The following is a 26,069-nucleotide window of genomic DNA, read 5'->3' as shown; positions in this document are numbered from 1 at the left end:
TCGTACCCCTACTTGTCTGCGGCGAGGGAGAACTCGCCCTGGTCGATCAGGCCGGTGAAGTACTTGTGCAGCCAGCCGCGTTCGGGCGCGGGGAACTCCACGTCGAGGTGGGCGAGGAGGCGCCTGGTGCGGGTGTGGTCGTACCGGACGTTGCGTTCGGGCCGGCTCGCCCAGAAGTGCGCCAGGGCGACCTGCTCGTCGCGCTCGCCGAGGTAGCGCCCGAACAGCGAGGCGAAGTCGGCGGCCTCGTCCTGCTCCAGCGTGCAGCCGAGCTCGCGCAGCACGGTGAAGACGTCCTCGTAGCCGACCTCGTGGTGGGTGTCCACGTGGAAGGTGCCGCCGCGCACCCGTTCGCTGCGGGAGATCTCCAGGATGCCCTCGGCCACCAGGTCCACCGGGCTGAGCGCCAGGGTGCGGGCGCCGACCCGGGGCACCCGCCCGATCCGCACGGCGGCGCGCAGCAGTTGGACCAGCCGGTTGTCACCGCCGTTGCGCTGGAAGCGGCCGGACACCGAGTGCCCGGAGACGTTGCCGGAGCGGTAGATGAACCCCGCGCCGCCGGCCGCCACGAACGCGTGGACCAGGCGCTCCGCGTCGAACTTGCTGCGCTCGTACTCGTTGAGGAACTGCTGGCCGACGTTCAGGCTCTCCTCGGAGAAGACCGCCGCCGCGCCCTGCGGGCCGCTGCCGGACACCGCCAGGGTGGAGGCGTAGTGCAGGTCCTTGGGCCGACCGGTGGAGGCCAGCCGGATCAGCGCCTGCAGCGGCTCGATGTTCAGCCGGTCGAAGGTCTCACGGTCGCCGAACAGCCGGGTGTCGGCGGCCAGGTGGTAGATCGCGCCGACCTCGCGGCGCAACCGCTCCTGCTCCTCCTCGGCGAGGCCGAAGCCGGGCTCGGCGAGGTCCCCGGCCAGTACCGTGACGCGGTCGGCGTACCGGTCCAGGTCCTCGCCCGGCAGGTGCCAGGCGTAGGCGTCCCGCAGCCGCTCGGCGGCGGGGTGGCCGTCCCGGCCGCGGACCAGGCACTGCACACGGCCCGTGGTGCGGGTCAGCAGGAGGTGCAGCAGGTGCGCGCCGATGAAGCCGGTGGCGCCGGTCAGCAGGACGTTGTCGTACTCCCGAACCGAGCCGGCCGGGGGTTCGCAGTGCAGGGCGCGCGGCACCTGGGCGAGCAGCCCGGTGCTGGAGCCCTGCTCCACCACGAACTGCCCCTCGCCCGAGGGGAGTCCGGCGACCTCCAGGAGGTGCGCGCGGGTGGCGCGGGCCAGGGCGAGCATCTGCTCGGGGTCGTGCCGCCCCGGCGGGTAGGACAGGTCGGCGACCAGCTGGCCGTCGTGGACGCGGGCGGTGAGCTTGAGGGCGTGGCCGCGGTCGTTTCGCGGTCCGCGCACCGGGCCGAGCTGCTGGCGCGACGGTGCCAGGCGCAGGTCGTCGCCGTGCGGCAGGGCCAGCGTCCCGAGGTAGTTGAAGCAGACGTCGGTGCGCTGCGGCAGGCCGTGCAGGCCGTACGCGACGCCGTGGCGCGGGATGTCGGCCAGGGCCGCCGCGGCGGCCTTGCCGGTGGCGGCCGCGTCGTCGGCCACGGTGTCGATCCGGACGGGGAAGGTGGAGGTGAACCAGCCCACCACCCGGGAGACCTCGACCGACTCGTCGAGGGAGACCCGGCCGTGGCTCTCCACGTCCACCACGACCTCGTCGGTGCCGCGTTGGCGGGAGAGCGCCTGGGCGAAGGAGCCGAGCAGGGCCGCCTGCGGGGGCATGCCGGTGCTGGCCGCGGCCGCGCGGGCCAGGGTGTCGGTCTCGGCGCGGGAGAGCCGGAACCAGACCGCCTGTGCGTCCTCCTCCCGGTTGTCGCCGGCGGGGGACGGGCTCGGCACCGCGGGGAACCGGCCGAGGCCCTCCCAGTGCGCCAGGTCGGGCCGCAGGGCGGGGGCCTGGGCGCGCAGATGGGTGGCCCAGGCACCGAAGTCGGTCGGGGCCGCCGCGGTGCCGGGGGCGGCGCCGCGGATCCGCTCGCCGTAGCGGCGGCTGAGGTCGTTGACCACGATGCGCCAGGAGACGGCGTCGACGGACAGGTGGTGGCAGACGAGCAGCAGGTGGGCCCGGGTGGGACCGAGGAAGAGGTGGGCCCGGAAGAGCGTGCCGTCGGCGATCCGGATCCGGGTCTGCAGGTCGGCGGCGGTGTCCCGGATGTGCCGGGCGGCCGGGGCCTCCGCCCCGGGCAGGGCGGAGGTGGTGAACACGGCCGGGGGGTCGACGGTCACCCGGCGGTGGCCGCCGCCGGGTTCGGGCCGGAAGGCGGTGTGCAGCAGGGGGTGCAGGGCGACCACGTCCGCCACGGCGGCGGCCAGTTCGGCGGGCCGCACGGACCGGTCGGTGTCCAGCAGCAGGGCCTGGTTCCACTGGTCGGGCTGGGCGAACCCCTGCCGGAAGAACCACTCCTGGGCCGGCGACAGCGCGGTGTCGTCCGCCGGAACGGGCTCGCGGTCGGAGCCCGGGCCGGGTTCGGCGGCATCCCGGCCGGCCCGCAGCCGGGCGGCCAGCGCCGCCGCGGTGGGCTCGGCCAGGAAGCCGGCGGCCGAGACCCGGTGGCCTCTGGCCTGGAGGTCCGCGATGACCTGGATGGCGTCGATGGAGTTGCCGCCGACCAGGGTGAAGTCGTCGTGGACACCGAAGTCGTCGTGGCCGAGCTGGCGCCGCCAGGCCTCGCAGACCTCCGCGAGCAGCGGGTCGTCGGTGGCGCGGGCCTGCTCGGTGCGGTCGGCGAGCCGGCTCTCGATCAGGCTCCGCAGCGCGCGCTGGTCGGTCTTCCCGTTGCCGGTGCGCGGGAAGGCCTCGAACACCTCGATCCGGTAGGGGATCATGTAGGAGGGCAGCAGCTCGCGCAACTGCGCCCGCAGGTCGGCGGACCGGCCGTCGGCGGCGTCGGCCCGCGCCGCGACCGCGGCGACCAGCCTGGTGCGCTCCCCGGGGAGCAGCAGGGCGAGGGCGTCGGCCACGGCCGGCAGCCGGCGCAGCCCGGCCTCGACATGGCCGAGCTCCACCCGGTAGCCGCCGACCTTGACCTGCCGGTCGCCGCGGCCGAGGAACTCCAGCACGCCCCGGGCGTCGGCGCGCACCCGGTCGCCCGTGCGGTAGGCGCGGTCGGCGCCGGGGGCGGCGGCCTCCAACTCGTCGGTGAAGGCTGCCGCGGTGGCCTGCGGGTTCGCCCGGTAGCCGAGCGCCACCGAGGGGCCGGCGATGTACAGCTCGCCGGTGGCGTCCCGCTGGTGGAACGCGCCGTCCGGGGTGCGGACGTAGAGGCCGGTCGCCCCCAGCGGGCTGCCGATCGGGACGGAGGCGGCGTCGCCCAGGGCGTCGAGGTCGGCCTCGCCGGTGAGCAGGTGCGTCGCGACGCCGACCGTCGCCTCGGTGGGCCCGTAGTGGTTGACCAGGGTGCGGGTGACGCCGGAGGCGAGGATGCGGCGGGCGAGCGGCAGGGCCAGCAGCTCGCCGCCGAGCAGCAGGTGGCGCAGGGCGGGCCGGGAGTGCTCGTCCAGCCCGTAGGCCTGGAAGAGGACGGTCCAGTGCGAGGGGGTGGTCTTGAGGACGTCGATCCGCTCGGTCTGCAGGTAGCGGAGCAGGCCGGCGGGGTCGCGCCGGGTCGCCTCGTCCACCAGGTGCAGGGTGCCGCCGGTCCACAGGGCGAGGAAGACGCTGGTGTTGCCGAGGTCGGCGGCGAGCGTGGTGACGTGCGCGTAGTGCAGCGGCTCGGTGACGTCGAGCCGGGCGAGCAGCGATTCGGTGTAGTGCCGGATGTTGCCGTGGGTGACCATCACGCCCTTGGGCACCCCGGTGGAGCCGGAGGTGAACAGCACGTACGCGATGTCGTCCTCCGTGGGCCCGGGCTGGTCGGCCCCGTCCTCGTGCGGCGGCCGGACGTCCACGGCGTCGAACACGCCCGAGACGTCCAGCACCTCCAGTCCGCGCCGGCGCAGGTCCTCCTGGTACCGGGGCGAGCTGAGCACGAGGTCGGGACCGGCCGCCAGGCCGCCCGTGTTCTTCGAGGCCGGTTCGGCCGGGTCGACCACCGTGTAGGCGGCGCCCGCGCCGAGGACCGCCAGCAGGGCCGCGACCGCGTCGGGCGTGCGGTCGAGGTAGACGCCGACCAGGTGTCCGCGGCCGATGCCCCGGTGGCGCAGACGACGGATCAGCCGACAAACCCTGTCGTCGAGTTGAGCGTAGGTCAGGAGTTCGCGACCTGCGGTGACGGCTGTTCGGTTCGGATGAGCCTTCGCGTGCGCGTGAACCAGCGCCGGGAGCATCTGCCGTAGTCCTCTGCGTGTCGACTCTTGATCGATGGACGGGCGGGGGGATCGGTGGACGGGCGGGGAGCCGGATCAGCTCCAGAAGAGCAGCGGTTCCTGCGGTCCCTTGGAGGCGATGAAGGCGGCCGCGCCGACCCGGTGCTCGCCCTGGCCCGAGGTCACCGCGTGCAGCATCCGGGGGCTGAAGATGATGAGGTCCCCGGCGTCCGGGTGGATCTCGACCACCGGGGGCTCCACGGAGTCCCGCTCCAGGCCCTCGACCTCCAGGATGACCTTGGTCTCCTCCTCGGTGGGCTCCCGCTGCCACAGCTGCAGGGTGCCGCCCTCCGCGGGGACCTGGAGGTAGACGTTGGCGACCAGCTGGTTGAGCACGCCCTCGATCTCGGGGGCGTCGCTCTCCTGGTCGATCGCGTCGTTGTGCGGGTAGAACTCCGAGGTCGTCGGCTGGAAGACCCGGAAGGCGCCGACGAAGCAGGCCCGGCCGCGCAGGCGCAGCAGGTTCGCCCCGGACGGCCACAGCTCCTGGAGCTGGAGGCGGACCCGGTCGATCGGCGAGAGGTAGGGGTGGAACATCGAGCGGACGTCCTCGATCGCCGGCAGGGCCGCGTCGTGGTACTTCCTGGTCAGCTCGTCGTCCCACTTGGTGTCGATGTGCGGCATGTAGACGCGGCCGACGCTGCTGGTGTGCTGCTTGTGGTAGTTGCCGAGGGCCTGGTGGTTGATCGCCTTCTGGGCGACCTCCTTGGCGATGTCGACGGGGTAGTAGCCCCGGACGTGGATCGCGCCGATCTCGCGGTTCGCCAGCTGGAGCAGGCTCTCGGTGGTGAGCTCGTCAGCGATCTTGTTGGTCGCCGACCTGACGACCTGGGAGGTGACGGTCACGGAATGCGCTCCTTTTGGTGGACGGAAAGGGTGTGCGGGGGTGGCGCGGTGCCTTCGCGGGACGGGCCCGGGAAACCGGTCAGGCCGGTCGGGCCGGGTAGCGGCACGGGCCGTCTGCGCGCGGGGCGTCGAGGTCGCGCCAGACGGTGTCGAGGGCATCGGCGAGCCGGCGGACGTCGTCGGGCCGGTGCACGGCCGACGGCGCGATCCGGAGGATCTCCTCGCCGGCCCGGACGCTCGGTGCGTTGATCGGCTGGATGTAGACGCCGTGGCGCTGCAGCAGCAGGGCGGACATCTTGCGGCACAGCTCGTCCTCGCCCACGAGGACGGAGACGATGTGCGACATGTCGGAGAGGAACGGGATCCGACGCTCCGTCAGCAGCCCGTGGAGCAGCTGCGCGTTGTCCCGCAGGCTGTCCCGTTCGGACTCGGACCTCCTGAGGTGGCGCACCGCGGCGAGCGCGGCCGCGGCCACGGCGGGCGGCAGCGAGGTGGTGAAGATGAACGGGCGGGAGAGGCTGCGGACCGCGTCGACCAGGGCGGCCGGCCCGGCGATGTAGCCGCCGCACACCCCGAACCCCTTGGCCAGGGTGCCCATGACGACGGTGAACTCGTCCGCCAGCCCGGTCCGGGCGGCGATGCCGGCCCCCTGGGGGCCGTACATCCCGACGGCGTGCACCTCGTCGAGGTAGGTCGTCGCGCCGTGCCGCCTGGCGGTCTCGGCGATCCGGGCGAGCGGCGCGACATCGCCGGACATCGAGTACACCGACTCCAGCACGACCAGCTTCGGCCGGTCCGGGCCGGCCTCGGTGAGCAGTTCGTCGAGATGGTCGGCGTCGTTGTGCCGGAATATCCGCTTGGCCGCGCCGCTGTGCCGGATCCCGTCGATGATGGACGCGTGGTTCAACTCGTCCGAGAATACCGTGCAGTCGCCGGAAAGACCGGCCAGGACGGCGAGCGCGCCGTCGTTGGCGGTGTATCCGGAGGTGAAGAGCAGGGCCTCCTCCTTGCCGTGGAGATCGGCCAGCTCCTTTTCCAGGAGTACGTGGTGGTGATTGGTCCCGGCGATGTTCCGGGAGCCGCCCGAACCGGCGCCGAACTCCTCGGCGGCCTGCCGCATGGCGGCCACCACGGAGGTGTGCTGGCCCATTCCGAGATAGTCGTTGCTGCACCAGACGCTGATCTCGGACGGGCCGGCGCCGGTTGGGTCCTGCGCGGTCGTCGCGGCGGGGTACCGGCCGGCGATCCGGCCGATCTCCAGGAATTCACGGCCCCGCCCGGACGGCTCCGCCAGGCGCTGCGAAAAGAAATCGAGATGCCGGTTCACGATATCGCCCCCCTCCCCGAATTTCGTGTTCTGTACGAATCTTCGCCACCGGTCGACCGCCCCGGCCCGGAACACGCTAGGTGACCTCCGTCCGGACTGTCCAGGGAGATCGCTCTCTCCATTTCCACTCCGCGGTAATCGGCGGTCCACTGGGCGTGCCACTGCCTGTCCGATTTCCCGGCGATTACCGGACGATGGACGAACCGTCGGCGGCCGCGGACCGGTAATGCCATGCTTTCCCGGGTGCGCCGCGCGCCCGAGGGGAGGCTGTGCCGCGCATGGATACCGCTAACGACACGGGTGCCGGGGATGCCACGGACCGCGCCGATGCCACCGGGACCTCCGGCGGCGGCGGGGACGACGGCGGCGGGGACGACGGGGGCGGTGCGACGCTCTCGGTCGCGGCGGTGCTCGCCGAGTCGGCCCTGCGGCGGCCGGACCACCCCGCGGTCGTCCACGAGGGGCGGGAGTTCCGCTACGGCGAGCTGTGGGAGCGGGCCCGGCGCTACGCGGCCGTCCTGCGCGCGGCCGGGACGGGCCCGGGCGACCGGGTCGCCCTGCTGTTGACCAACACGCCGCACTTCCCGATGGCGTACTTCGGGGTGCTGGCCCTGGGCGCGGTGGTCGTCCCCGTCCACCCGCTGCTGCGCGCCGGGCAGATCGCCCACCTGCTGCGGGACAGCGGCGCCCGGACGCTGGTCTGCGCGGCCTCGGCGCTGCCGGAGGCCCTGCGGGCGGTCGAGGAGGCGGACGAGGAGGCACTCAAGGCGGCCAGGGAGGCCGACCCGGCGGCCGAACCGGGCCCGCCGATGGCCGTGTTCACCCTGGCGGACACCGGGGCGCCGACGGCGCCGACGGCGGCGGAGCGGGCGGGCGGCGTCGAGGGCGGCAGGGGTACCGGGGGCGTCCCGAGGATCGACCTGCTCGCCGAGCGGGCCGAGCCGATCGACGGGTACCTGCCGCGCGCGCCCGGGGACATCGCCGTCATCCTCTACACCTCGGGGACCACCGGTCGGCCCAAGGGGGCCGCGCTGACCCACCTCAACATCGTCATGAACCTCACCACGACGGCCCGTTCACCGTTCGACATGCGCCCGGAGGACCGGCTGCTGGGCTGTCTGCCGCTCTCCCACACCTTCGGCCAGCTGTGCGGGATGGGCGTCTGCTTCCTGGTCGGCGCCACCCTGGTGCTGATGCCCCGGTTCGAGGGCCGGCGGGCGGTCGAGCTGATGGCGGCCCACGGCTGCACGGTGTTCATGGGCGTCCCGACGATGTACCTCGCCCTGCTGGACGCCGTCGCCGAGGACGGCGCCGCCCGGCCCCGGCTGGACCGCGCGTACTCGGGCGGCTCGGCCCTCCCGGTGAAGGTACTGGAGGAGGTGCAGCGGGCGTTCGGCTGCACCGTCTACGAGGGCTACGGCCTGACCGAGACCTCGCCGGTGGTGGCGTACAACCAGAAGGCCTGGCCGACCAGGCCCGGGACGGTGGGCCGGCCGGTCTGGGGCGTCCGGGTGGGCATCGCCCGGGCGGACGTCGAGGGGCGGATCGAGCTGCTGCCCGACGGCGAGGTGGGCGAGGTGGTGATCCGGGGCCACAACGTGATGGCCGGCTACCACAACCGCCCGGACGCGACCGCCGAGGTCCTGGTGGACGGCTGGTTCCGCTCCGGGGACCTCGGCAGGCTGGACGCCGACGGCTGCCTGACGATCGTGGACCGGAAGAAGGACCTGGTGCTGCGCGCCGGCTACAACGTCTACCCGCGCGAGGTGGAGGAGGTGCTGGTGCACCACCCGGCCGTCGCGCAGGTGGCGGTGATCGGCGTGCCGGACCGGGTCCACGGCGAGGAGGTGTGCGCGGTCGTGGTGCCGAGGCCCGGCAGGGCGGCGGACGCCGCCCTGGCCGCCGGGATCACCGCCTGGAGCCGGGAGCGGATCGCCGCCCACATGTACCCGCGGCGGGTCGAGTTCCTGGACGCCCTCCCGCTCGGGATCAGCGGGAAGGTGCTCAAGCGGGAGCTGGTCGCACGGTTCGGATCCTGAGCCGGACGGCGGTCGGGTCGCCGTACCGTGCGCAGGTGTCCGCCACCGGCATCCGGCGGTGCGTCACCGATCTGCGGTGACGCACCTGATTTCCCTGCTGTATTGACGAACTGACGGACCGTCCGTTACGGGTCAGGCCGCCGAGAGCGGTTCGAGGGTGATGGTGGTGGACCACGGGGCGGTGTCGTCCCAGCTCGGCCGGCGGTCCGCGAGCTCCGGCCGGGCCGTGACGATCACCATCAGCGGCAGCGGACCGGGGGTGCGGACGGCCTCGCCGAGCGAGTCCAGCACCGGGTCGTCGGAGTGGTGCAGGTCCTCCAGGACGACCACCAACGGGTGGCCGGCCGCCGCCTGTTCGAGCGCGTTGCGCAGGCCGCCGGAGCTCTGGTCCGGGGGCTGGACGATCCCGTCGGTGCTCCAGACCGTCGCCACGCCGTCCCGCCGAAGGCTGTCGCCGAAGTCGGTCACCAGCCCGCTCTTCCCGGTGTCCCGGTTGCCCAGGATGGTGACCACGTGCGGTTTGCGCTTGCGCCGGACCAGGGTCAACAGGCTGATCAGCAGGTCCAGTTCGGCGGTCCGGTCAGGGGAGTGCAGGGCGCTGTCGGGGAGCGCCGGGGCGGCGGCCGGCCGTGCGGTGCCCCGGCGCGCCGGGGGCACCCCGCGGCCCGGGCCGGGCACGGGCTCGGCACAGTACGCGGTGCCCGGTCCGGCCGCCTGCTGCCGCTCCGGCCCGGGGCGCGACGGGGTCGGCCGGCCGGGAGCGGCCCGGGGCGCGGCGGGCAGGTCCAAGGCGGGGTCGTGCCGCAGGATCGCCTGGTAGAGGTCCTGGAGCTCCCGGCCGGGCTCCAGTCCGAACTCCTCCAGCAGCCGCGGGCGGAGCCGGCGGTAGACGCCCAGCGCCTCCACGTGCCGGCCGCAGCGGTAGAGCGCCAGCATCAGCAGGTGGCACATCCGTTCGCGGGGAGCGGCCAGGGCGACCTCGGCCTCCAGCTCGGCCATCACCTCGTGGTGGCGGCCGCCCTCCAGCTCGGCCTCGAAGAAGTCCTCCAGCGCGGCCATCCGGGAGTTGCGCAGCGCGGCCAGCTCCGGCCAGTCGATCCCGGTCTCGGCGAGGTCCTCCAGGACCGGCCCGCGCCAGCAGTCCAGCGCCTCCCGGAGCAGCCGGGCCGCGTCGCGGGGAGAGCCGGCGACGAGCTTCGCCCGGCCGTCCTGGACGAGCGACTGAAAGTGCGCCAGGTCGATGCGGCTGGTGTCGATCCGCAGCATGTAGCCGGGCGCGCGGCTCACCAGCTCGGCCGCGCGCGGGTCGACGCGGGCGCGGGCCAGCAGCCCGCGCAGGCCCGACACGGCGTTCTGCAGCATCTTCCGCGCGGTCGGCGGGGCCTCCTGCGGCCACATCGCCTTCAGCAGCTGGGTGGTGGAGACCACCCGGTTCGCGTGGAGCAGCAGGAACCCGAGCGTGGTCCGCTGGATGACGCCGCCCAGCGGCAGCAGCCGGCCGTCGTGGACCACCTCCAGCGGCCCCAGCAGCCGGAACATCACCTGGTCGGCCGCCGGGCGCGGCGGGCGGCCCCCCGGCAGGGGGTTGGTCGGCGCCTGCGGCGCGGGCATCGGCCGGCCGCGGCCGCCGGGGGATTCGTGGTTCGCGTAGTCGGCGTGGTTCGCGTAGTCGGCGCCGGCCGGCAGGGAGCGCAGCCGCATCGGGTCGGCACCGTTGTCTCGAACGTCTCGAAAGCTTTCAGAAAGGGGCATCCCGTACTCCGGTCGGATATTCGGAAAGGGTCCTCCGTGTGAGCGCCGGCCATTGAGGTGACCGGCGCACCGTCCCCGTCGACCTTCCACGAGGTTCGTTGTCGGCCGTCCGTACCCACCCGGTACGGCCGGCCCAAGGCTCCGCCTCGCAGGGGAGTTGCCGAGGCCGGCCCTTCGGTTTACCTGCACTCCGGGATTGGGCATGTGAGCTACGTCACAGTCCATGATTGCGGGCATATGGTGAACTTCGCGACAATTAGCCCGATTTGGAGGCGTGGGTGTTTCGGGTGGTGGGAAGAGTCTCCGGGTTTGTTGCGTCCGTCACGTGGTCGGATTACGGTCCTGTCGCATGAACATGTCGAACGCCTGAACAGGAATGCAGACAAAGGCGGCAGATGTCCTACAATGTTTCGTTGGCCTCGTTCGCCATGGTTGTGGGGGGAGTGGCCGTCGCCGTGGGCGTCGCCGTACGGCGCTCGGGCCGGGGGGAGCTTCCGCAGCCGTCGGGTTGGGCGCTGGCCGGCCGGCGGCTCGGTCCGGTCGGCACGGCCGTCCTGCTGGGCGGCACCGTCTACACCGCCTACACCGTGGTGGCCGTCCCCGGACTCACCTACGCCACCGGCGGGTTCGGGCTCTACGCGCTCGCCTACACCATACTGCTGCAACCCGTCGCCATGGTGGTGCTCCCCAGACTGCGCCGACTCGCCGTCCGGCACGGGCTGGTGACGGCGGCCGACCTGGCGCTCAACCGGCACCGCTCGCACGCGCTGGCGCTCGCCGTCGCCCTCACCGGCATCCTGGCCGCGATGCCCTACCTCGTCCTCCAGGTGGTCGGACTCGAGGCCGTCCTGCGGGTCATGGGGGTCGATCCGGGCGGCCCCGTCGGGCTGCTCGGCCTCGCCGGGGTGTTCGCCGTGCTCGTCCTCGTCCTGCTCCCCGGCGGACTGCGGGCCTGCGCCTGGTTCGCCCGCTTCAAGGCCGTCCTGATCTTCGGCATGCTGGCCGCGGTGCTGGTCCTGGTCACCCGGAACGTGGCCGGCCCGCGCGAGGTGTTCGCCCTGGCCGGCCGGCGGCTGTCCGCCGAGGGGCTCGGCTCGCTCACCCCGCCCGGCTCCCAGACCGCCTATCTGACGCTCGCCCTGGGCTCGGTGCTCGCCCAGCTGATGTACCCGCAGGTGCTCACGGTGTCCTTCGCTGCCCGCAGCACCGACGCGCTGCGCCGCGCCGTCCTGTCGCTGCCGCTGTGGACCGCCGCGCTCGGCCTGTTCGCCTACCTCGGCTTCGTCGCGCTGGCGCTGGACGTCCGGACCCCGGTCGGGCACGCGGAACTGGCGGTGCCGATGCTGCTGCGCCGGCTCGACGCGCCCCCGGTCGAGGGGCTGCTGCTCGGCGCGCTGGCGATCGCGGCGCTGCTCCCGGCCGCGGTGATGGCCATCGGCATCTCGACCCTGGTGGCCCGCAACATCTACGCCGAGTACTTCAACCCGACCGCCACCCCGAAGCACGAGGTCCGCGCGGCCGGCTTCGCCGCCGTGGTGATCATCGTGGGCGCCCTCGCCTTCGCGCTGGCCCTCAACCCGCAGGACGCGATCAACCTCCACCTGCTGGGCGGGGTCTGGATCAGCCAGACCCTGCCCGCGGTCGGGCTCGCGCCGTTCACCCGCTGGTTCCACCACCGGGCCCTGCTGGCCGGCTGGGCGGTGGGCATGCTGGCGGGGACGGCGATGGTGGTCAGCGGCGGCTTCTCCTCCGTCGTCGACGTGGGCCTGGGGCTGGTCCACCTGCCCGTGTACGTCGCGGTCACGGCGCTCTGCGCCAACCTCCTGGTGGTGGTGCTCCTGACCCCGGTACTCGACCGCGTCGGTGTGCCGCGCCGGTCCGAGCCCCCGGAGGAGGTCCGGGATGTCCAGCGCAGAGGCTCGCGATTCGCGGTGCGGGTCGACGGATGAGGAGCAGGGCGTGAACCACGCTGCCCAGGCGGCCGAGGCCTTCATGGTCGCCGAGCAGGAGAGCGGGCCGCCGGGCCGGGAACAGCCCGGCCGGTCGGACGACTTCAACCTGCGCGACGCCGACCGGGACGACGCCATCGCCCACCTGTTCGCCACCCACCACCGCGGACTCCTCCGGCTGGCCTTCCTGCTCGGCGCCGACGGGGACACCGAGGACGTGGTGGCCGAGGCCTTCTACCAACTCCACCGCCGATGGGGACGGCTGCGCTCGCCGGACGCGGCGCTGGGCTACCTCAGGGGCACCGTCTGCAACATGGCCCGGATGCGCCTGCGCCACCTCCGGGTGGTTCGCAAGCACACCCACCACATCGAGCGGATGGAGCTGTCGGCCGAGGCCCAGGCGATCATCAGGGACGAACACCGGCTGGTGGTCAAGGCGTTGGCGGCCCTCCCGGCGCGGCAGCACCAGGTGCTGGTTCTGCGATACTGGCTCGACCTGAAGGAGGCGGAGATCGCGGAGATCATGGGTATCTCACCGGGCGCCGTGAAGTCCCATGCCTCCAGGGGGATGGCGAGGCTGAGCAGCGTCATGAAGGGAACCCAGGCATGAGCGCTTCCACCGAAGAGCGGTTGCGGGCCGTTCTCGCGCACCTCGCGGCGACCGTCGAGGCGCCCCCCGACGCCTACCAGCGCGCCCAACGGACCTGGAGGCGCTGCGAGGTGCGGCGCCGCGCGATCATGGTCTCGACCGCGCTGGTGCTGGTCGCCATCGCCTGCGCGATCGGCCTGTGGGCGCTGTCCGGCGCCTCCCCCGGCCAGCACGTCATCTTCGACGACCACACCCGCCGCCCCAGCAGCCTCTTCCCCCCGGGCTCCCCTTAGGGCCCCGGCCCTACCCGCTCCGTCCTGTTTGCCCGCCCGCCGCCGCGAGGTCGCGGCGCTGCGCGCCGATCGCCTCCGGGTCCCAACCGGGGTGCGGGACGGAGGAGAGCAGCAGCCGGGTGTAGGGGTGCCGGGGCGCGGTGAGCAGCTCGTCGACGGGCCGGTGCTCCATCGTCCGGCCGCGGTACATCACCAGGGCCTCGTCGCAGATGTAGCGCACGACCGCCAGGTCGTGGCTGACGAAGACCAGCCCGATGCCGGTGTCCCGGCGGATGTCGGCGAGCAGGTTGAGTACCTGCGCCTGGACCGAGACGTCCAGCGCCGACACCGCCTCGTCCAGTACCAGGACGGCCGGCTCGACGGCCAGCGCCCGGGCGATGGCGGCGCGTTGGCGCTGTCCGCCGGAGAGCAGGCGCGGCGGCGCGGCGGCCTCCCGCTCGCCGAGGCCCACCTGGGACAGCAACTCCCGTACCCGGGACGCCCGGTAGGAGCGGCCGGCCCGCCCCGCCCGCTCCGGGGAGCCGTGCAGGCGCAGGACCGCGTCCAGGGTGTCGCCGATGCCGAGGCGGGCGTCCAGCGACAGGTACGGGTCCTGGAAGACGATCTGGACGGCCTTGGCGCGGGCCAGCCGGGCGGCCCGGCCGCGGGTCCGCGGGGCGAGCGGGGTGCCCTGGACCAGGATCTCGCCGCGGTCGGGGCGTTCCAGGCCGACCAGCATCCGCGCGGTGGTGGTCTTGCCCGAACCGGACTCGCCCACGATGCCCAGGGCTCCGCCGGGGCGCAGGGTGAAGGAGAGGTCGTCGACCGCGACGAGGGGCGCCCCGCCGGTCGGGTAGGTCTTGCGCAGGCCGCTGACCTGGAGCAGCAGGCCGGGGTCGGTGGTCAACGGTCCTCCTCGGGAGCCGGGTTCGAAGCGGAGGCCAGAGCAGGAGCAGGAGCCGGGGCCGGGGCCGGGGCCGGCCAGGCGGGTTCGGGCGAGGCCGCGAGCTCCTCCGCCCGGTGGCAGGCGACCACCGTGGCTCCCACCGCGGCCGGCTCCGGCACGCTCTGGTCGCAGAGCCCGGGCCGGGCGAACCGGCAGCGGTCGGCGAAGGCGCAGCCGGGGGCGCTCTGCGCCAGGCCCAGCGGGGCGCCGGGGATCGGCACGAGCCGGCCGAGCGGCCCCTCCAGCGGCGGCGAGGAGCCCAACAGGCCCGCGGTGTAGGGGTGTCGGGGCGCGGCCAGCAGGTCGGCGGCGGCGCCGGACTCGACGATCCGCCCGGCGTACATCACGTAGATCCGGTCGCAGGTGGCCGCCGCGAGGTCCAGGTCGTGGGTGATCAGGAGCAGGCCGAGGCCGATGTCGCGCTGGAGCCGGCGCAGGATGGCCATGATCTCGGCCTGGGTGGTGACGTCCAGCGCGGTGGTGGGCTCGTCGCAGAGCAGCAGGCGCGGCTCGGCGGTGAGCGCCCCGGCGATCATGACGCGTTGCAGCATGCCGCCGGACATCTGGTGCGGGTACTGGCGCAGGTGCCGGGGCGGGTCGGGCAGGCCGACGGCCGCCAGCAGTTCGAGGGCGCGGGCCCGGGCCTCGGCCTTCGAGCGGCCGCGGACCAGCCGCAGCTGCTCGGTGAGGAAGTCGCCGACCCGGCGCACCGGGTTGATGCCGGCCCGGGGGTCCTGGAAGATCATCGAGGCCTTGGCGGTGCGCACCTCGCGCAGGCTCGCCTGGTCCGCGCCGACCAGCTCGACCCCGTCCACCCGGACCAGGCCGCCGACCCGTGCGCCGGGCGGGAACAGGCCGAGCGCGGCGCGGGCGGTCACCGACTTGCCGGATCCCGACTCGCCGACCAGGGCGACGGCCTCCCCGGCGGCGACGCCCAGGCTGACGCCGTCCAGGATCGGCCGGGCCATCCCCGGCAGGGCGACGTGCAGGCCCTCGTACTCGAGCAGCGGCATCAGGATTCCCTCCCCGCGAGCCGGTCGCCGAGGTGCTCCCCGACGACGTTGAAGGCGACGACGACCAGCACGACCGCGACGGCCGGGACGATCGCGGACAGCGGCTGCCCCTGCAGCACGGCAGCCTGCCCCTGGTTGATCATGGCGCCCCAGTCGGGGGTGGGCGGCTGCACGCCGAGCCCGAGGAAGGACAGGGCGGCGAGGTCCAGCAGGGCGTAGCCGAAATTGACCGTCGACTGGGCGAGGACGGTCGGCATGATGCCCGGCAGCAGCCGGCGCACCGCGACGAACACGGCCGAGTGGCCCTGGACCCGGTAGGCGGCGATGTACGGCCGCACCTTCTCCTGCGCGGTGAGGCTGCGCACCAGCCGGGCGGTGTACGGCAGGTAGGCGACGGCCATGGCGAGGACGGGCGCGGTCAGCCCCTTGCCGAACAGGGCGACGGCGAGGATCGCCAGCAGCAGGGCGGGGAAGGCGAACAGGATGTCCAGCACCCGGCCGATCAGGGCGTCGACCCAGCCGCCGCGCCAGGCGGCGAACAGGCCCACCGGGATGCCCGCGAGGGCGGCGAACGACACCACGGCGAGCGGTCCGGCCAGACTGGTGCGGGTCCCCTCGACGAGCGCCGAGAAGGTGTCGTGCCCGCCGCCGTCCGTCCCGAGCCAGTGCTCGGGGCCCGGGCCGGCGAAGCCGTTGCCGAGCTCGCCGAAGGCCGGGTCCTGCGGGGCGAGCCAGGGCGCGAACAGCGCCGCGAGGACGAACAGGCCGAGCACCAGCGCGCCCGCCCTGGTCAGCGGGCCGCCGCCGAGCCGCCGCAGGGTGCGCAGCGGGCTGCTCAACAGGGTTGTCGGGCTGCTCATCGGGCTCCTCCCGCCGCGCGCACGCGCGGGTCGATCAGCGGCTGGACCAGGTCCACCACGGTGTTGACGACGACGAAGGCGGCGACCACCAGCAGCACGATCGCCTGGACGACCTGGAAGTCCAGCTGGTCCACGCACTGGACCAGCAGCGAGCCGACCCCGGACATGCCGAACGCGGTCTCCACGATCGCGGTGCTGACCAGCATCCCCGAGACCAGCAGCCCGCCGACGGTGGCGATCGGGCCGAGGGCGTTGCGCAGCACGTGCCGCCGGATGACCGTCCGCCGGGGCAGCCCGCGGCTCAGCGCGACCTCGACGTGCTCGCGCCGCAGCTCGTCGAGCATCGCCGAGCGGGTCACCCGGGTGACCAGCGCCATGAACGTCACCGACAGGGCGATCGCGGGCAGCAGCACGTGGTGCAGCCGGTCCACCAGGCCGGTGCCGTTGCCGATGGTGGGGAACCAGCCGAGGTTCACCCCGAGGACCGAGCGCAGCACGATCGCCGCGACGAAGGAGGGCACCGCGGCGCCGACCGTCACCAGCAGCAGCACGGCGGAGCCGGTACGGGTGCCGCGCCGCAGCGCACCGACGATGCCGGCGCCGACGCCCACCACGGCGATCAGCAGGGTCGCCACCCCGACCAGCAGCAGGGTGGCCGGGAGCCGGGAGGCCAGTACCTCGCCGACGCTCTGGTGGAACAGGTGGGAGCGGCCGAAGTCGCCCTGCAGCACGCCCTCCAGCCAGTGCCAGTAGCGCACCGGGAACGGGTCGTCGAAGCCGTACTGCGCGCGGAGCGTGGCGAGTTCCTGCGGGCCCGGGCTGCGCCCGCGGACCAGGAAGGCGGCCGGATCGCCCGGTGCCAGGTAGAGCGAGGTGAACACCAGGAACGAGGTGACCAGCAGGGTCACCGCCATGCCCAGCAGTCTGCGCAGCGCCGATCGGGCCGCCCGCAGGGCGGCGGCGGGCGTCATCCCTTGGCGCCGATCTCGGCGGCCCACGGGTAGTAGAGGTAGGCGATGGACGGCTGGACACCGGTGATCCGCTTGCCGAGGAAGACGCTGACCGGCTCGGTGTACAGCGGCAGCCAGGGCAGCTGCGTCATGGCGATCTTCTGGGCGGTCCCGGTGGCTGCGGTGTGCTTGGCCGGGTCGTAGACGCCGACGGCCTGGTCGACGGCCGCGTCGAACTGCGGGTCGGACCAGCCGCCGTAGTTGCTGAACGCCCCCGTCCGCAGCGAGCCGAACATGTCCAGCGGGTCGGTGATCGAGGTGTACCAGAAGGTCAGGAAGAGGTCGATGCCCTGGCGGGCGGCCGGGTCGGTGAAGAGCGCGGTGTACTTGTCCGCGGCGATGGTGTCGATCTCCGGCTTGAGCCCGATGGCGGTGGCGGCCTGGGCGACGGCCTGGGTGATGATGGTGGTCTGGGAGTCCAGCGGGCTGGTCGCGATCACCACCTTCTGGCCGGCCACCCCGGCCTCGGCGGCGAGCGCCTTCGCCTTGGCGGTGTCGTACGGGTAGGCGGGCAGGTCCTTGAGCAGGTCGGCGGCGCCCGGGGCGCCGTTCCAGTTGTTGGCCGTCACCAGGGAGTCGGCGACCTCGCCGACCCCGTTGGCGCCGGCCTTGACGATGCCCTTGCGGTCGATGGCCATCAGCAGGGCCCGGCGCACCCGGGCGTCGCCGAGCGGGCCCTTGAGGTTGTTGACCACCTCGGTGGCGACGGTGGTGTTCTGGCCGAAGTAGAGCGCGCCTCCGGGGGTGGACCTCAACTGCCCGTAGGCGGTGGGCGGGACCATCCAGCCGCCGTCGACCTCGCCGCTGCGGAACGCGTTGACCCGGGTGGTCGGGTCGGACAGGAAGACGAACCTGACCTCGCCGGACTTGGCCTTCAGCCCGGGGTTCCAGTAGTCGTCGAAGCGCTTGAGCACCAGCGACTGGCCGGACGTCCAGGAGGAGAACGCGAACGGCCCGGTGCAGTTCACCCCGGTCGAGGGGTTGCCGTAGTCCTTGCCGGCCTTGGCCAGGGTGGCCGCCGACTCGATGGTGCCGGGGCCGGCCGCAAGGTACTTGTTGAAGGTGGAGTCCGGGGTCTTCAGGGTGACGGTGACCTCCAGTGCGCCGGTCTTCTCGATCGACTGCACGTTGCGGTACGGGTTGGCCCAGACGCCGGCCACGGCCGGGTCCAGGTTGCGGCGCAGCGAGGCGACGACGTCGTCGGCGGTGAGCTCCGTACCGTCGTGGAAGTGCACCCCGGGGCGGATCCGGTAGACCCAGCTGGTGGGCGTCGGGTTGGTGAACGAGCTGGCCAGGTTGGGCGAGGTGGTGAGGTCCGGGTTCCACCGCAGCAGGCTCTCGCAGACGTTGGAGAGGATCTGGTTCGGCGGGAAGTCGAAGGAGTAGGCGTAGTCGATCGAGGTCGGCTCGGCGAAGAGCGACCAGGTGAAGGAGTCGATCCCGCCCGAGGCGGCGGGCGTGGTGTCCGTCAGCCGGTAGCCGGCGGCGGTGTCGCCGCCCTGGTGGGCGGTGCCGCTGCAGGCGCTGGTGGCGAGGGCGGCGGCCGCGGTGGCGGCGGCCAGCAGGGCGCGGGGGCCGGATCTCATGGGGTCCTCCGTGGGGGAGTGGGCGGGGTCAGGAGGTGGCGGTGAAGACGGCGCGGCCGTCGATGTAGGTGCGCAGCACCCGGGTGCGGCCGATCTCCTCGGCCGGGTGCTCGAAGGGGTCGCGGTCCAGCACGACGAGGTCCGCGAACTTGCCGGCCTCGACCGTCCCGGTGACGTCGTCGAGGTGGTTCACCCAGGCGCTGCCGGCGGTGTACGCGGTGAGGGCCTGGGCGAGCGTCAGGGCCTGTTCGGGGTAGAACGGCTCGCGCGGCCGGTGGTCGGCCGAGGCGTTGGGGGCGTCCACCGGGACGGCCCGGTTGACCGCGACGTGGATGCCCCAGAGCGGGTTGGGGCTGCTCACCGACCAGTCGCTGCCGGCCACCAGCCGGGTGCCGGCCCGCTGGAGGTCCCCGAACGGGTACTGCCGGGCCGAGCGCTCGGGGCCGAGGAAGGGGATCGTCAGCTCGTCCATCTGCGGCTCGTGCGCGGCCCACAGCGCCTGGATGTTGGCGGCGGCCCCCAGCTCGGCGAAGCGGGCGACGTCGTCGGGGTGGACCACCTGGAGGTGGGCCAGGTGGTGGCGGTTGTCGCCCGGGCCGTTGGCCTCCCGGGCCGCGGCCAGCGCGTCGAGCGCCTCGCGGACGGCGCGGTCGCCGAGTGCGTGGAAGTGCACCTGGAAGCCGGCCTTGTCCAGGGCGCGGACCGCCTCGGTGAGCACCTCCGGGCCGACGAAGGTGAGTCCGGAGTTCCCGGTCGGGCAGCCGCAGCGGTCCAGGTAGGGCTCCAGCATGCTGGCGGTGAAGTTCTCCGCGATGCCGTCCTGCATGATCTTCACGGTGGTGGCGCGGAACCGGCCGAGCTGCCCGCCGCGGCGCCGCTCCTCCAGCTCGGGCAGCTGCTCCAGGCCGCGTTCGCGGTCCCACCAGAGCGCGCCCACCACCCGGGCCCGCAGTGCGCCCTCCCGGGCGGCGCGCAGGTAGACCTGGTAGTTGTCGGGGTTGCCGGGGAAGGCGCCGATCATGGCGTCCTGCCAGCTCGTCACCCCGAGCGAGAACAGGTGCTGCTGGGCGACGAGCAGGCCGGCGTGCGCCTCGTCCGCCGTCGCGACGGGGACGTGCGCGGCGACCAGGTCCATCGCCCCTTCCTGCAGGGTGCCGGCCGGGCTGCCGTCGGCCTCCCGTTCGATCCGGCCGTCCGCCGGGTCGGGGGTGTCGCGGTCGACGCCGGCCAGCCGCAGCGCCGCCGAGTTGACCCAGGCGCCGTGGCCGTCGCGGTTGGTGAGCAGCACGGGCCGGTCCGGCACCACGGCGTCGAGCATCGCGCGGGTGGGGACGCCCCCGGGGAAGACGTCCATCGACCAGCCGCCGCCGCAGATCCAGCGGGCTTCGGGGTGGGCCGCGGCGTAGCCGGCGACCGCCTCCAGGTAGCCCGCCACGGTGCGCTGCGCGGACAGGTCGCAGCGCAGCATCTGGACGCCGGCCACCGCCGGGTGCACGTGGGCGTCCTGGAAACCGGGGACGAGCAGGCCGCCCGCGAGGTCGACCACCTCGGTGTCGCGGCCCACCAGCAGCCGTACCGTCGCCTCGTCGGCGACCGCGGTGATCCGGCCGTCCCGGACGGCCACCGCGGCCTCGATCGGCTCCGCCGCGGTCGCGGTGAAGACCTTGCCCCCCACGAAGACGGTGTCGGCCCGCTGCCCGTCGTTCGCCGCTTCGGCCTGTGCCATCAATGGAACCTCCCCCTCGGCGGGCGGGCCCGCTCGGCGTGTTGTTGTGGAGGAGTGAACGGCAGCGCAACACTGTTGTCAACAGTGTTGCGCCACATCGCGCACACATCGATACACTGGGGGCACCATGCAGAAGAACCACGCAACTCCCGCCCGGACCAAGCGCGTCGGCGCCCAGCTGACGCCCGAGGCGATCATCGAGGCGAGCCTGCGGATCGCCGCCAGGGGCAGCGCCGACGCCTTCACCGTCCGCCGCCTCGGCGAGGAGCTGGGCGCCGATCCGACCGCGGTCTACCGGCACTTCCGCGACAAGGACGAGCTGCTGCTCTCCGTCGCCGACCGGACCCTGGGCGAGGTGCTGGAGAGCATCCCCGACGGCCTGGACTGGAAGGGGCGGCTGCGGGCGCTGGCCGACGGCTCGCTGGCGGTCGCCCTCAAGTACCCGGCGGTCAGCTCGGCGATGGCCAGCCGGACCACCCGGCGGGCCAACGAGTTCCGGGTCGTCGAGCTGATCCTCGGGGCCGTCATGGAGGCGGGGCTGGACGGCGCCGAGGCGGCCGTGCACTACCGGATGGTCGGAGACTCGCTGCTGGCCTACGTCGGGCAGCGGGCCGCCTACCTGCTCTTCGACCCGGAGGTCCGGGCCGCCGACGAGTCCTCGTGGAGCCGCGAGTACCGGGCGGTCGACGCCCAGGGGTTCCCGAACATCACCCGGCTGGGGCCCCAGCTGGCCGAGGTGACGCACGACCAGATCTTCCACGCCCGGGTCGAGGCGCTGATCACCGCGATCGAGCAGCGGGTCGCGGTCGTCCGCGGGGCGTGACGGGGTCGGTCCCGCGGTGACCGTCGGGTGAGCGCGGGGAGATCCGGCGGCGGGGGCCGGGCGGCCCTGGGTGATCCGGGGTGGCCGGGGTCGGCGGGCGGGGATCGGGGCGGGTTTGCGCAACACTGTTGACAACAGTGATGCGCGGGCGCTTCACTCCCCAGCAACTCGAACCACGCGTCGGGCGCCATGCCGCCGCGCGAGCCTCTCCGATCCGTCGCCACCTGCCGGCCCCCCACAGTGCCGCAGGGAAGCCGTCCCCCCGAGAAGAGGCACCACATGCACCGTGAACCCGCTGCCCCGCGCTCGACCCGCTCCCCGTCCGGTTCCGGCTCCCCGTCAGGCTCCGGCTCCCCGTCCGGTTCCGGCTCCCCGTCCGGTTCCCGTCCCCCGTCCGGCTCCCCGTCCGCCGGCGGGGACCGGGCGGGCCTGCCCGATCCGCTGCGCGCGGCCTTCTCCGCCCTCGGCGAGGCACGCCGCCGCCGGATGCCCGTCGCCGAGGTGGCCGGCGAGCGGGCCGAACGCGCCGAACGCCACCTCAGCCGCCGCCGGATCCTCGGCACCGCAGGCGCCGTCGCCGCCGCCGGCCTGTCCACCGGGCTGCTCGCCCCCGCCCGGGCCGCCGCGGCCACCGCACCCCGGGTGGTGGTCATCGGGGCCGGCCTCGCCGGGCTACGCTGCGCCCACCGGCTGTGGAACCGGGCCAAGCCGGTCGCCTCGACCGTCTACGAGGCGGACACCACCCACCTCGGCGGCCGCTGCTGGTCCCTGCGCGGCTACTTCGCCGGCGGCCAGGTCTCCGAACACGGCGGATCCTTCATCAGCTCGACCGACCACGCCGTCCTCGCCCTGGCCGACAGCCTCGGCCTGCAGCGCGAGTACGCGAACGGCGGCGCGCTCGACTCCGGCGACTACGCGGCCTGGATCAACGGCACGCTGTACAACGGCGAGCAGCAGCAGGACGACTGGATCGCCGGGGCGTTCGACGCCTTCAGCGCCTCCTACCGGGCCATCGGCACCCCGCGCCACGACCACCACACGGCCGAGGCGTACCGGCTGGACCAGCTGTCCTGCCTGGACTACCTCGACGAGATCGGCCTCCCGGCGGACTCCCGGCTCGGTCAGCTGATCCAGTCCATCCAGCTGCAGTCGGGCGGCGAGCCCGGGCAGTCCTCGGCGCTGGGCATGATCGGCTTCCTCGGGTCCTCCAGCGTCTTCGGCGGCGCCGAGGGCTTCGACGAGAAGTACCACCTGGTGGGCGGCAACGACCAGTTGGTCAGCGGCATGGTCGGACAGCTGCCCGCCGGGACGGTCCGCCAGGGCCACCAGCTGGTCGCCCTGGCGCAGAACACAGACGGCGGCTACACCTGCACCTTCGACCAGTGCGGCAGCACCGTCACCGTCCGCGCCGACCACGTGGTGCTGGCGCTGCCGTTCAGCACACTGCGCAACGTCGACCTCTCGCGGGCCAACCTGTCCGCCCTGAAGCTGACCGCGATCCGGCAGCAGGGGATGGGTCAGAACGGCAAGTTGGTCACCCAGCTCTCCCGGAAGACCTGGCCCGCCCTCGGGTACAACGGCATCTCCAACACCGGACCGCTCGGCTACCAGACCGCCTGGGACGGCTCGGTCCAGCTGGGCCCGACGGGCGGACCGGCCCTGCTGGTCAACTTCCCCGGGGGCGACGGCGCCCGCGACCGGCTCACCGGTGCGGCGCACGGCCCGGCCCCGGCCGCCGACGTGAACGCCTTCCTCGCCCAGATCGAGCACCTCCACCCCGGCACCACGGCCGCCTACAACGGCCGGGCCTACGAGGACCACTGGTCGCTCGACCCGTGGCACCTGGGCGCCTACCACTACTACCGGACCGGCCAGTACACCTCCTTCGCCGGCTACGAGGCGGTCCAGGAGGGCCGGATCCACTTCGCGGGCGAGCACACCGACGTGGACAACGCGACCCTCAACGCCGCACTGGCCTCCGGGGCCCGGGCGGCCGCCGAGATCACCGCGCAGATCTGACCCGTCCCGTCCCGCCGGCACCCGGGAGGCCGGCGGGACGGGATGCGGTGCGCGCGGGCGAAATGCCGCCGGGTGCCGGTGGCCCCGGAGTTCGTGGGAGGGCCGTGTCGTTTCCGGCGCCGCCCGCCGCCCGCCGCCCGCCGCCCGCCGCCCGCCGCCCCGCCCGCCGAGGTGCGCCCGCCGCCCCGCTCACAGATGGCGGACGGTGAGCCGGTCGGCCGCCGGGCCGGGCAGGGCGCAGGCCCCGACGAGCGGCCCCCGGCGGACCGGTACCAGTCGGAATCCACTCCAACTCTCCATCGGTTCAAGGCCATTGCCGATCAGATCGGCACGGGCGAGGGTGCCCAGGCTGAGCCGGCCGACCTTGATCAGGGCCTCCTTGCGGACCCAGAGGTCGAGGAACGCCGTACCGGGATCGGGCGCCTCGCGCATCCAGCGGTACTCGGCGGGGGCGAGCGCCCGGCGGGCCAGCGCGGTGGAGTGCCGGGTCGGGGTGGTCTCGACGTCGACGCCGAGCGGGCCCGCGCCGGCCGCCGCCGCCACCCACCCGCCCCGGGTGTGGGACCAGCCGACGGCGAGGTCCGGCGCCAGCGGGACGCTCGGCCGCCCGTGCTCCGCCGGGCAGTACTCACATTCTTGACGGATCGTCACATCCTCGGGAGCGGCGCCGAGCACCTCGGCGGCGGCGATCCGGGCGAGCAGGTGCGCCGCCGTGAAGGTGTCCCGGTCGTCCCGGTCCGGGATGGCGGCGGCCCGCCGGCGCTCCGCCGGGGTGAGGGCGGCCAGGGGGTCGCGCACCCGGGCCAGTACGGCCGCCGACCTGCTGGTCAGCACCAGGGTTCGTGCACGGTCCGATGTGTGATTTCCAGTGGTCTGAACCTTCATGAATTCCCCTCTTACAGTGAATGGAATATGGAAGATCGCGTTCCGATGGCGGCTCCAGCGACTCTCGATCAATCCTTGACGCAGAGGGTGAACGGCCAGCAAGATGACATCGATCCGTGACACGCGATGAAACCGAATTCTCAAAGGCCCGGGGGGTCTGGTGTTACGTAGGGGTCTTGGAGTGGCGGATGTTGTCAGACGGTCGGTGGACTTACGCCGACACGCTCCGGCGGTGACCGACCCCCTCCTTGGGAAGAGTCTGAGTTACCGGGAACTGTGGTCCCGGTCCGGCCGGCTGGCCGCCGCCCTGGTGCGGCGGGGCGTGGCCCCGGGTGATCTGGTGGTGGTGGATTCCGCCAGGTCGACCGATCTGGTGGTGGCGATGCTCGGCATCCTCCGGGCGGGCGCGGCCTACCTCCCGCTGGACACCCGGGCGCCGGCCGGGCGGGTGGCGGAGATCCTCGACGACGTCCGGGTGAAGGTGGCGGTCTCGGACGGCCGCCCGGACAGCGTGCTCGCCGCCGTCGCACCCCACCTCGACGTGCTGGCCGCCGAGCAGCCGCCGCCCGCCGGCAAGGTGCTCCTCCCCGACGCCGGCGGTGACGACCCCGCCTACGCCCTGTTCACCTCGGGTTCGACCGGCCGCCCCAAGGGCGTCCTGGTGCCGCACCGGGCCGTGCTGCGGCTCGCGGTGGCGGCGAGGTTCTGCACCGTGGAACCCGGCGACCGGGTGGCCCAGCTCTCCAGCCCGGCCTTCGACGCCACCACCTTCGAGGTCTGGAACACCCTGGTGAACGGCGGCGAGGTGGTGCTGTTGCCGTCCGTCGCCGAGTTGGCCATGGACGAATGGGTGGCGCTGGTGCGCCGCGAGCGGATCACCGCGATGTTCCTGACCACCTCGCTCTTCCACGCCCTCGCCCGCGAGGTGCCGGACGCCTGCTCCTCGCTCGCGACCGTGGTGGTCGGCGGCGAGCAGCTGGAGCTGCCGGCCGTGCGGCGGGTGCTCGCCGCCGGGCCGCCCGGCCGCCTGGTCAACGGCTACGGCCCCACCGAGACCACCACCTTCGCCGCCTACTTCGACTGCACCGGGGAGAGCGTCGCCGGGCTGGAGCGGGTGCCGGTCGGCTACCCGCTGCAGGAGACCGAGCTGTACGTCCTGGACGAGGGGCTGCGTCCGGTGGCGGCCGGCGAGGTCGGCGAGCTGTGCGTCGGCGGGGCCGGGGTCGCGCTCGGCTACGTGGGCCGCCCCGAGCTCACCGCGGAGCGGTTCGTCGCCGACCCGGACGGCGGGCCCGGCCTGTACCGCACCGGGGACCTCGCCCGGCAGCTGCCGTCCGGCGCCCTGGAGGTGCTGGGCCGGCGCGACCGCCAGGTCAAGCTGCGCGGGTTCCGGATCGAGCTCCCGGAGATCGAGCTGGCCGCCACGGCGACCGGCCTGGTGGACGCGGCCTTCGTGGAGAAGGAGGGCGAGGGGCCGTCGGCCGTGCTGGCCGGCTACGTCCTCCCGGCGCCCGGTACCGACGCCGCCGCCCTGCCGGGGGAGCTCGCCACCCGGCTCGCGGGCCGGCTGCCCTCGTACATGCTGCCGCCGCGCTGGCAGGTCCTGGCGCGCATCCCGTTCGGCGCCACGGGCAAGGTGGACCGCGCCGCCCTGGCCTCGGCGGTGGTGGCCGCGCCGGTCGACGCCGGCCCGGCCGGCCCCCTGGAGAGCGAGCTGCTGGAACTCTGCCGGCAGGTGCTCGGCGGTCGTGCGGCGCACGCCGGCGACAACTTCCTGGACGCGGGCGGCAACTCCCTCGGCGCCACCCAGCTGGCGTCCCGCATTTCCCGGGTGTTCGGCGTCCGGGTGCGGCCGGCCGAAATCCTGCTGGCCGCCACGATGGGCGAGCTGGCCACCAGGGTGGAAAACCTCCGGACGGAAAAGGGCGGAGCGGCACGGGAATTCCCGGCCGAAAACCGCCGGTAGCCGGTTTCAAGCCACCGGTAGCCGATTTCAAACCGTCGGACCGTAAGAAGATCTCCGCCAGTCCCCTTCCCTGAATCAACGGCAGGGCGGTACAGCCCTGCCCCGCACAAGGAGAATT

Annotated in this window: 18 protein-coding genes; 7 read left to right on the top strand and 11 right to left on the bottom strand. The window is 73.7% G+C overall.

Annotated features, from left to right (window positions below; translation table 11 throughout):
* Positions 1-8 precede the first annotated feature (8 nt).
* From ACGFZP_RS33065 to hemA, 3 genes are all read right to left on the bottom strand, one after another.
* On the bottom strand, positions 9-4,304 hold the full coding sequence (locus ACGFZP_RS33065) for an amino acid adenylation domain-containing protein (protein ID WP_392940000.1): 4,296 nt from the start codon (positions 4,302-4,304) through the stop codon (positions 9-11).
* A 75-nt stretch (positions 4,305-4,379) separates the two neighbouring features.
* On the bottom strand, positions 4,380-5,189 hold the full coding sequence (locus ACGFZP_RS33060; protein WP_392939998.1) for a 2OG-Fe(II) oxygenase: 810 nt from the start codon (positions 5,187-5,189) through the stop codon (positions 4,380-4,382).
* A 79-nt stretch (positions 5,190-5,268) separates the two neighbouring features.
* Complete coding sequence (gene hemA / locus ACGFZP_RS33055; RefSeq protein WP_392939996.1) at positions 5,269-6,516, bottom strand: 5-aminolevulinate synthase; 1,248 nt, start codon at positions 6,514-6,516, stop codon at positions 5,269-5,271.
* 278 nt (positions 6,517-6,794) lie between these two features.
* On the opposite strand from hemA, the gene ACGFZP_RS33050 reads away from it, so the two are divergent.
* The gene (locus ACGFZP_RS33050; protein ID WP_392939994.1) at positions 6,795-8,555 is read left to right on the top strand and encodes a long-chain fatty acid--CoA ligase; all 1,761 of its coding nucleotides are present in this window, start codon (positions 6,795-6,797) and stop codon (positions 8,553-8,555) included.
* Positions 8,556-8,687: 132 nt separating this feature from the next.
* Here the strand turns inward: ACGFZP_RS33050 and ACGFZP_RS33045 are convergent, their stop codons facing one another.
* A complete protein-coding gene (locus tag ACGFZP_RS33045; RefSeq protein ID WP_392939992.1) occupies positions 8,688-10,256 on the bottom strand; it encodes a BTAD domain-containing putative transcriptional regulator in 1,569 nt (522 codons plus the stop codon).
* Between the two features lie 464 nt (positions 10,257-10,720).
* Here ACGFZP_RS33045 and ACGFZP_RS33040 point away from each other — a divergent pair, with 464 nt between their 5' ends.
* Genes ACGFZP_RS33040 through ACGFZP_RS33030 form a run of 3 tightly spaced genes read left to right on the top strand, consistent with a single transcriptional unit; the run spans position 10,721 to position 13,138 of the window.
* On the top strand, positions 10,721-12,256 hold the full coding sequence (locus tag ACGFZP_RS33040) for a sodium:solute symporter (RefSeq protein WP_392939990.1): 1,536 nt from the start codon (positions 10,721-10,723) through the stop codon (positions 12,254-12,256).
* Positions 12,257-12,266: 10 nt separating this feature from the next.
* The gene (locus tag ACGFZP_RS33035; protein WP_392939988.1) at positions 12,267-12,866 is read left to right on the top strand and encodes a SigE family RNA polymerase sigma factor; all 600 of its coding nucleotides are present in this window, start codon (positions 12,267-12,269) and stop codon (positions 12,864-12,866) included.
* Positions 12,863-13,138 (top strand): hypothetical protein, encoded by a 276-nt coding sequence (locus ACGFZP_RS33030; protein ID WP_392939987.1) that lies wholly within the window; start codon positions 12,863-12,865, stop codon positions 13,136-13,138. Before ACGFZP_RS33035 ends, ACGFZP_RS33030 begins: the two co-directional genes overlap by 4 nt.
* 10 nt (positions 13,139-13,148) lie before the next feature.
* On the opposite strand, the gene ACGFZP_RS33025 is transcribed toward ACGFZP_RS33030, so the two are convergent.
* The 6 genes from ACGFZP_RS33025 to ACGFZP_RS33000 are packed head-to-tail and all read right to left on the bottom strand — an operon-like array spanning position 13,149 to position 20,258.
* Complete coding sequence (locus tag ACGFZP_RS33025; protein ID WP_392939985.1) at positions 13,149-14,024, bottom strand: ATP-binding cassette domain-containing protein; 876 nt, start codon at positions 14,022-14,024, stop codon at positions 13,149-13,151.
* The gene (locus ACGFZP_RS33020; protein ID WP_392939983.1) at positions 14,021-15,076 is read right to left on the bottom strand and encodes an ABC transporter ATP-binding protein; all 1,056 of its coding nucleotides are present in this window, start codon (positions 15,074-15,076) and stop codon (positions 14,021-14,023) included. Before ACGFZP_RS33020 ends, ACGFZP_RS33025 begins: the two co-directional genes overlap by 4 nt.
* Positions 15,076-15,936, bottom strand: a complete 861-nt coding sequence (locus tag ACGFZP_RS33015; protein ID WP_392939981.1) for an ABC transporter permease — start codon at positions 15,934-15,936, stop codon at positions 15,076-15,078. The genes ACGFZP_RS33020 and ACGFZP_RS33015 overlap by 1 nt, the downstream gene beginning before the upstream one ends.
* Positions 15,933-16,907 carry an ABC transporter permease gene (locus tag ACGFZP_RS33010; RefSeq protein ID WP_392939979.1) on the bottom strand — a complete coding sequence of 325 codons (975 nt, stop codon included), beginning with the start codon at positions 16,905-16,907 and terminating at the stop codon, positions 15,933-15,935. The genes ACGFZP_RS33015 and ACGFZP_RS33010 overlap by 4 nt, the downstream gene beginning before the upstream one ends.
* Entirely contained in the window at positions 16,904-18,532 is a 1,629-nt protein-coding gene (locus ACGFZP_RS33005; RefSeq protein WP_392939977.1) for an ABC transporter substrate-binding protein, read from the bottom strand. Before ACGFZP_RS33005 ends, ACGFZP_RS33010 begins: the two co-directional genes overlap by 4 nt.
* A 28-nt stretch (positions 18,533-18,560) precedes the next feature.
* Entirely contained in the window at positions 18,561-20,258 is a 1,698-nt protein-coding gene (locus tag ACGFZP_RS33000) for an amidohydrolase (RefSeq protein ID WP_392939976.1), read from the bottom strand.
* A 127-nt stretch (positions 20,259-20,385) separates the two neighbouring features.
* On the opposite strand from ACGFZP_RS33000, the gene ACGFZP_RS32995 reads away from it, so the two are divergent.
* Both ACGFZP_RS32995 and ACGFZP_RS32990 read left to right on the top strand, forming a co-directional pair.
* Positions 20,386-21,081 carry a TetR/AcrR family transcriptional regulator gene (locus ACGFZP_RS32995; protein WP_392939975.1) on the top strand — a complete coding sequence of 232 codons (696 nt, stop codon included), beginning with the start codon at positions 20,386-20,388 and terminating at the stop codon, positions 21,079-21,081.
* Positions 21,082-21,360: 279 nt separating this feature from the next.
* The gene (locus tag ACGFZP_RS32990) at positions 21,361-23,100 is read left to right on the top strand and encodes a flavin monoamine oxidase family protein (RefSeq protein WP_392939974.1); all 1,740 of its coding nucleotides are present in this window, start codon (positions 21,361-21,363) and stop codon (positions 23,098-23,100) included.
* A 189-nt stretch (positions 23,101-23,289) separates the two neighbouring features.
* On the opposite strand, the gene ACGFZP_RS32985 is transcribed toward ACGFZP_RS32990, so the two are convergent.
* Complete coding sequence (locus ACGFZP_RS32985; protein WP_392939973.1) at positions 23,290-23,934, bottom strand: 4'-phosphopantetheinyl transferase family protein; 645 nt, start codon at positions 23,932-23,934, stop codon at positions 23,290-23,292.
* A 211-nt stretch (positions 23,935-24,145) separates the two neighbouring features.
* Between ACGFZP_RS32985 and ACGFZP_RS32980 the strand changes: the two genes are divergently transcribed.
* Positions 24,146-25,951 carry an amino acid adenylation domain-containing protein gene (locus ACGFZP_RS32980; RefSeq protein WP_392939972.1) on the top strand — a complete coding sequence of 602 codons (1,806 nt, stop codon included), beginning with the start codon at positions 24,146-24,148 and terminating at the stop codon, positions 25,949-25,951.
* Positions 25,952-26,069: the final 118 nt, after the last annotated feature.

The organism is Kitasatospora sp. NPDC048239 (genome assembly GCF_043202015.1).
Classification (GTDB): domain Bacteria; phylum Actinomycetota; class Actinomycetes; order Streptomycetales; family Streptomycetaceae; genus Kitasatospora.
This window is presented reverse-complemented; position numbering and strand designations above follow the sequence as displayed.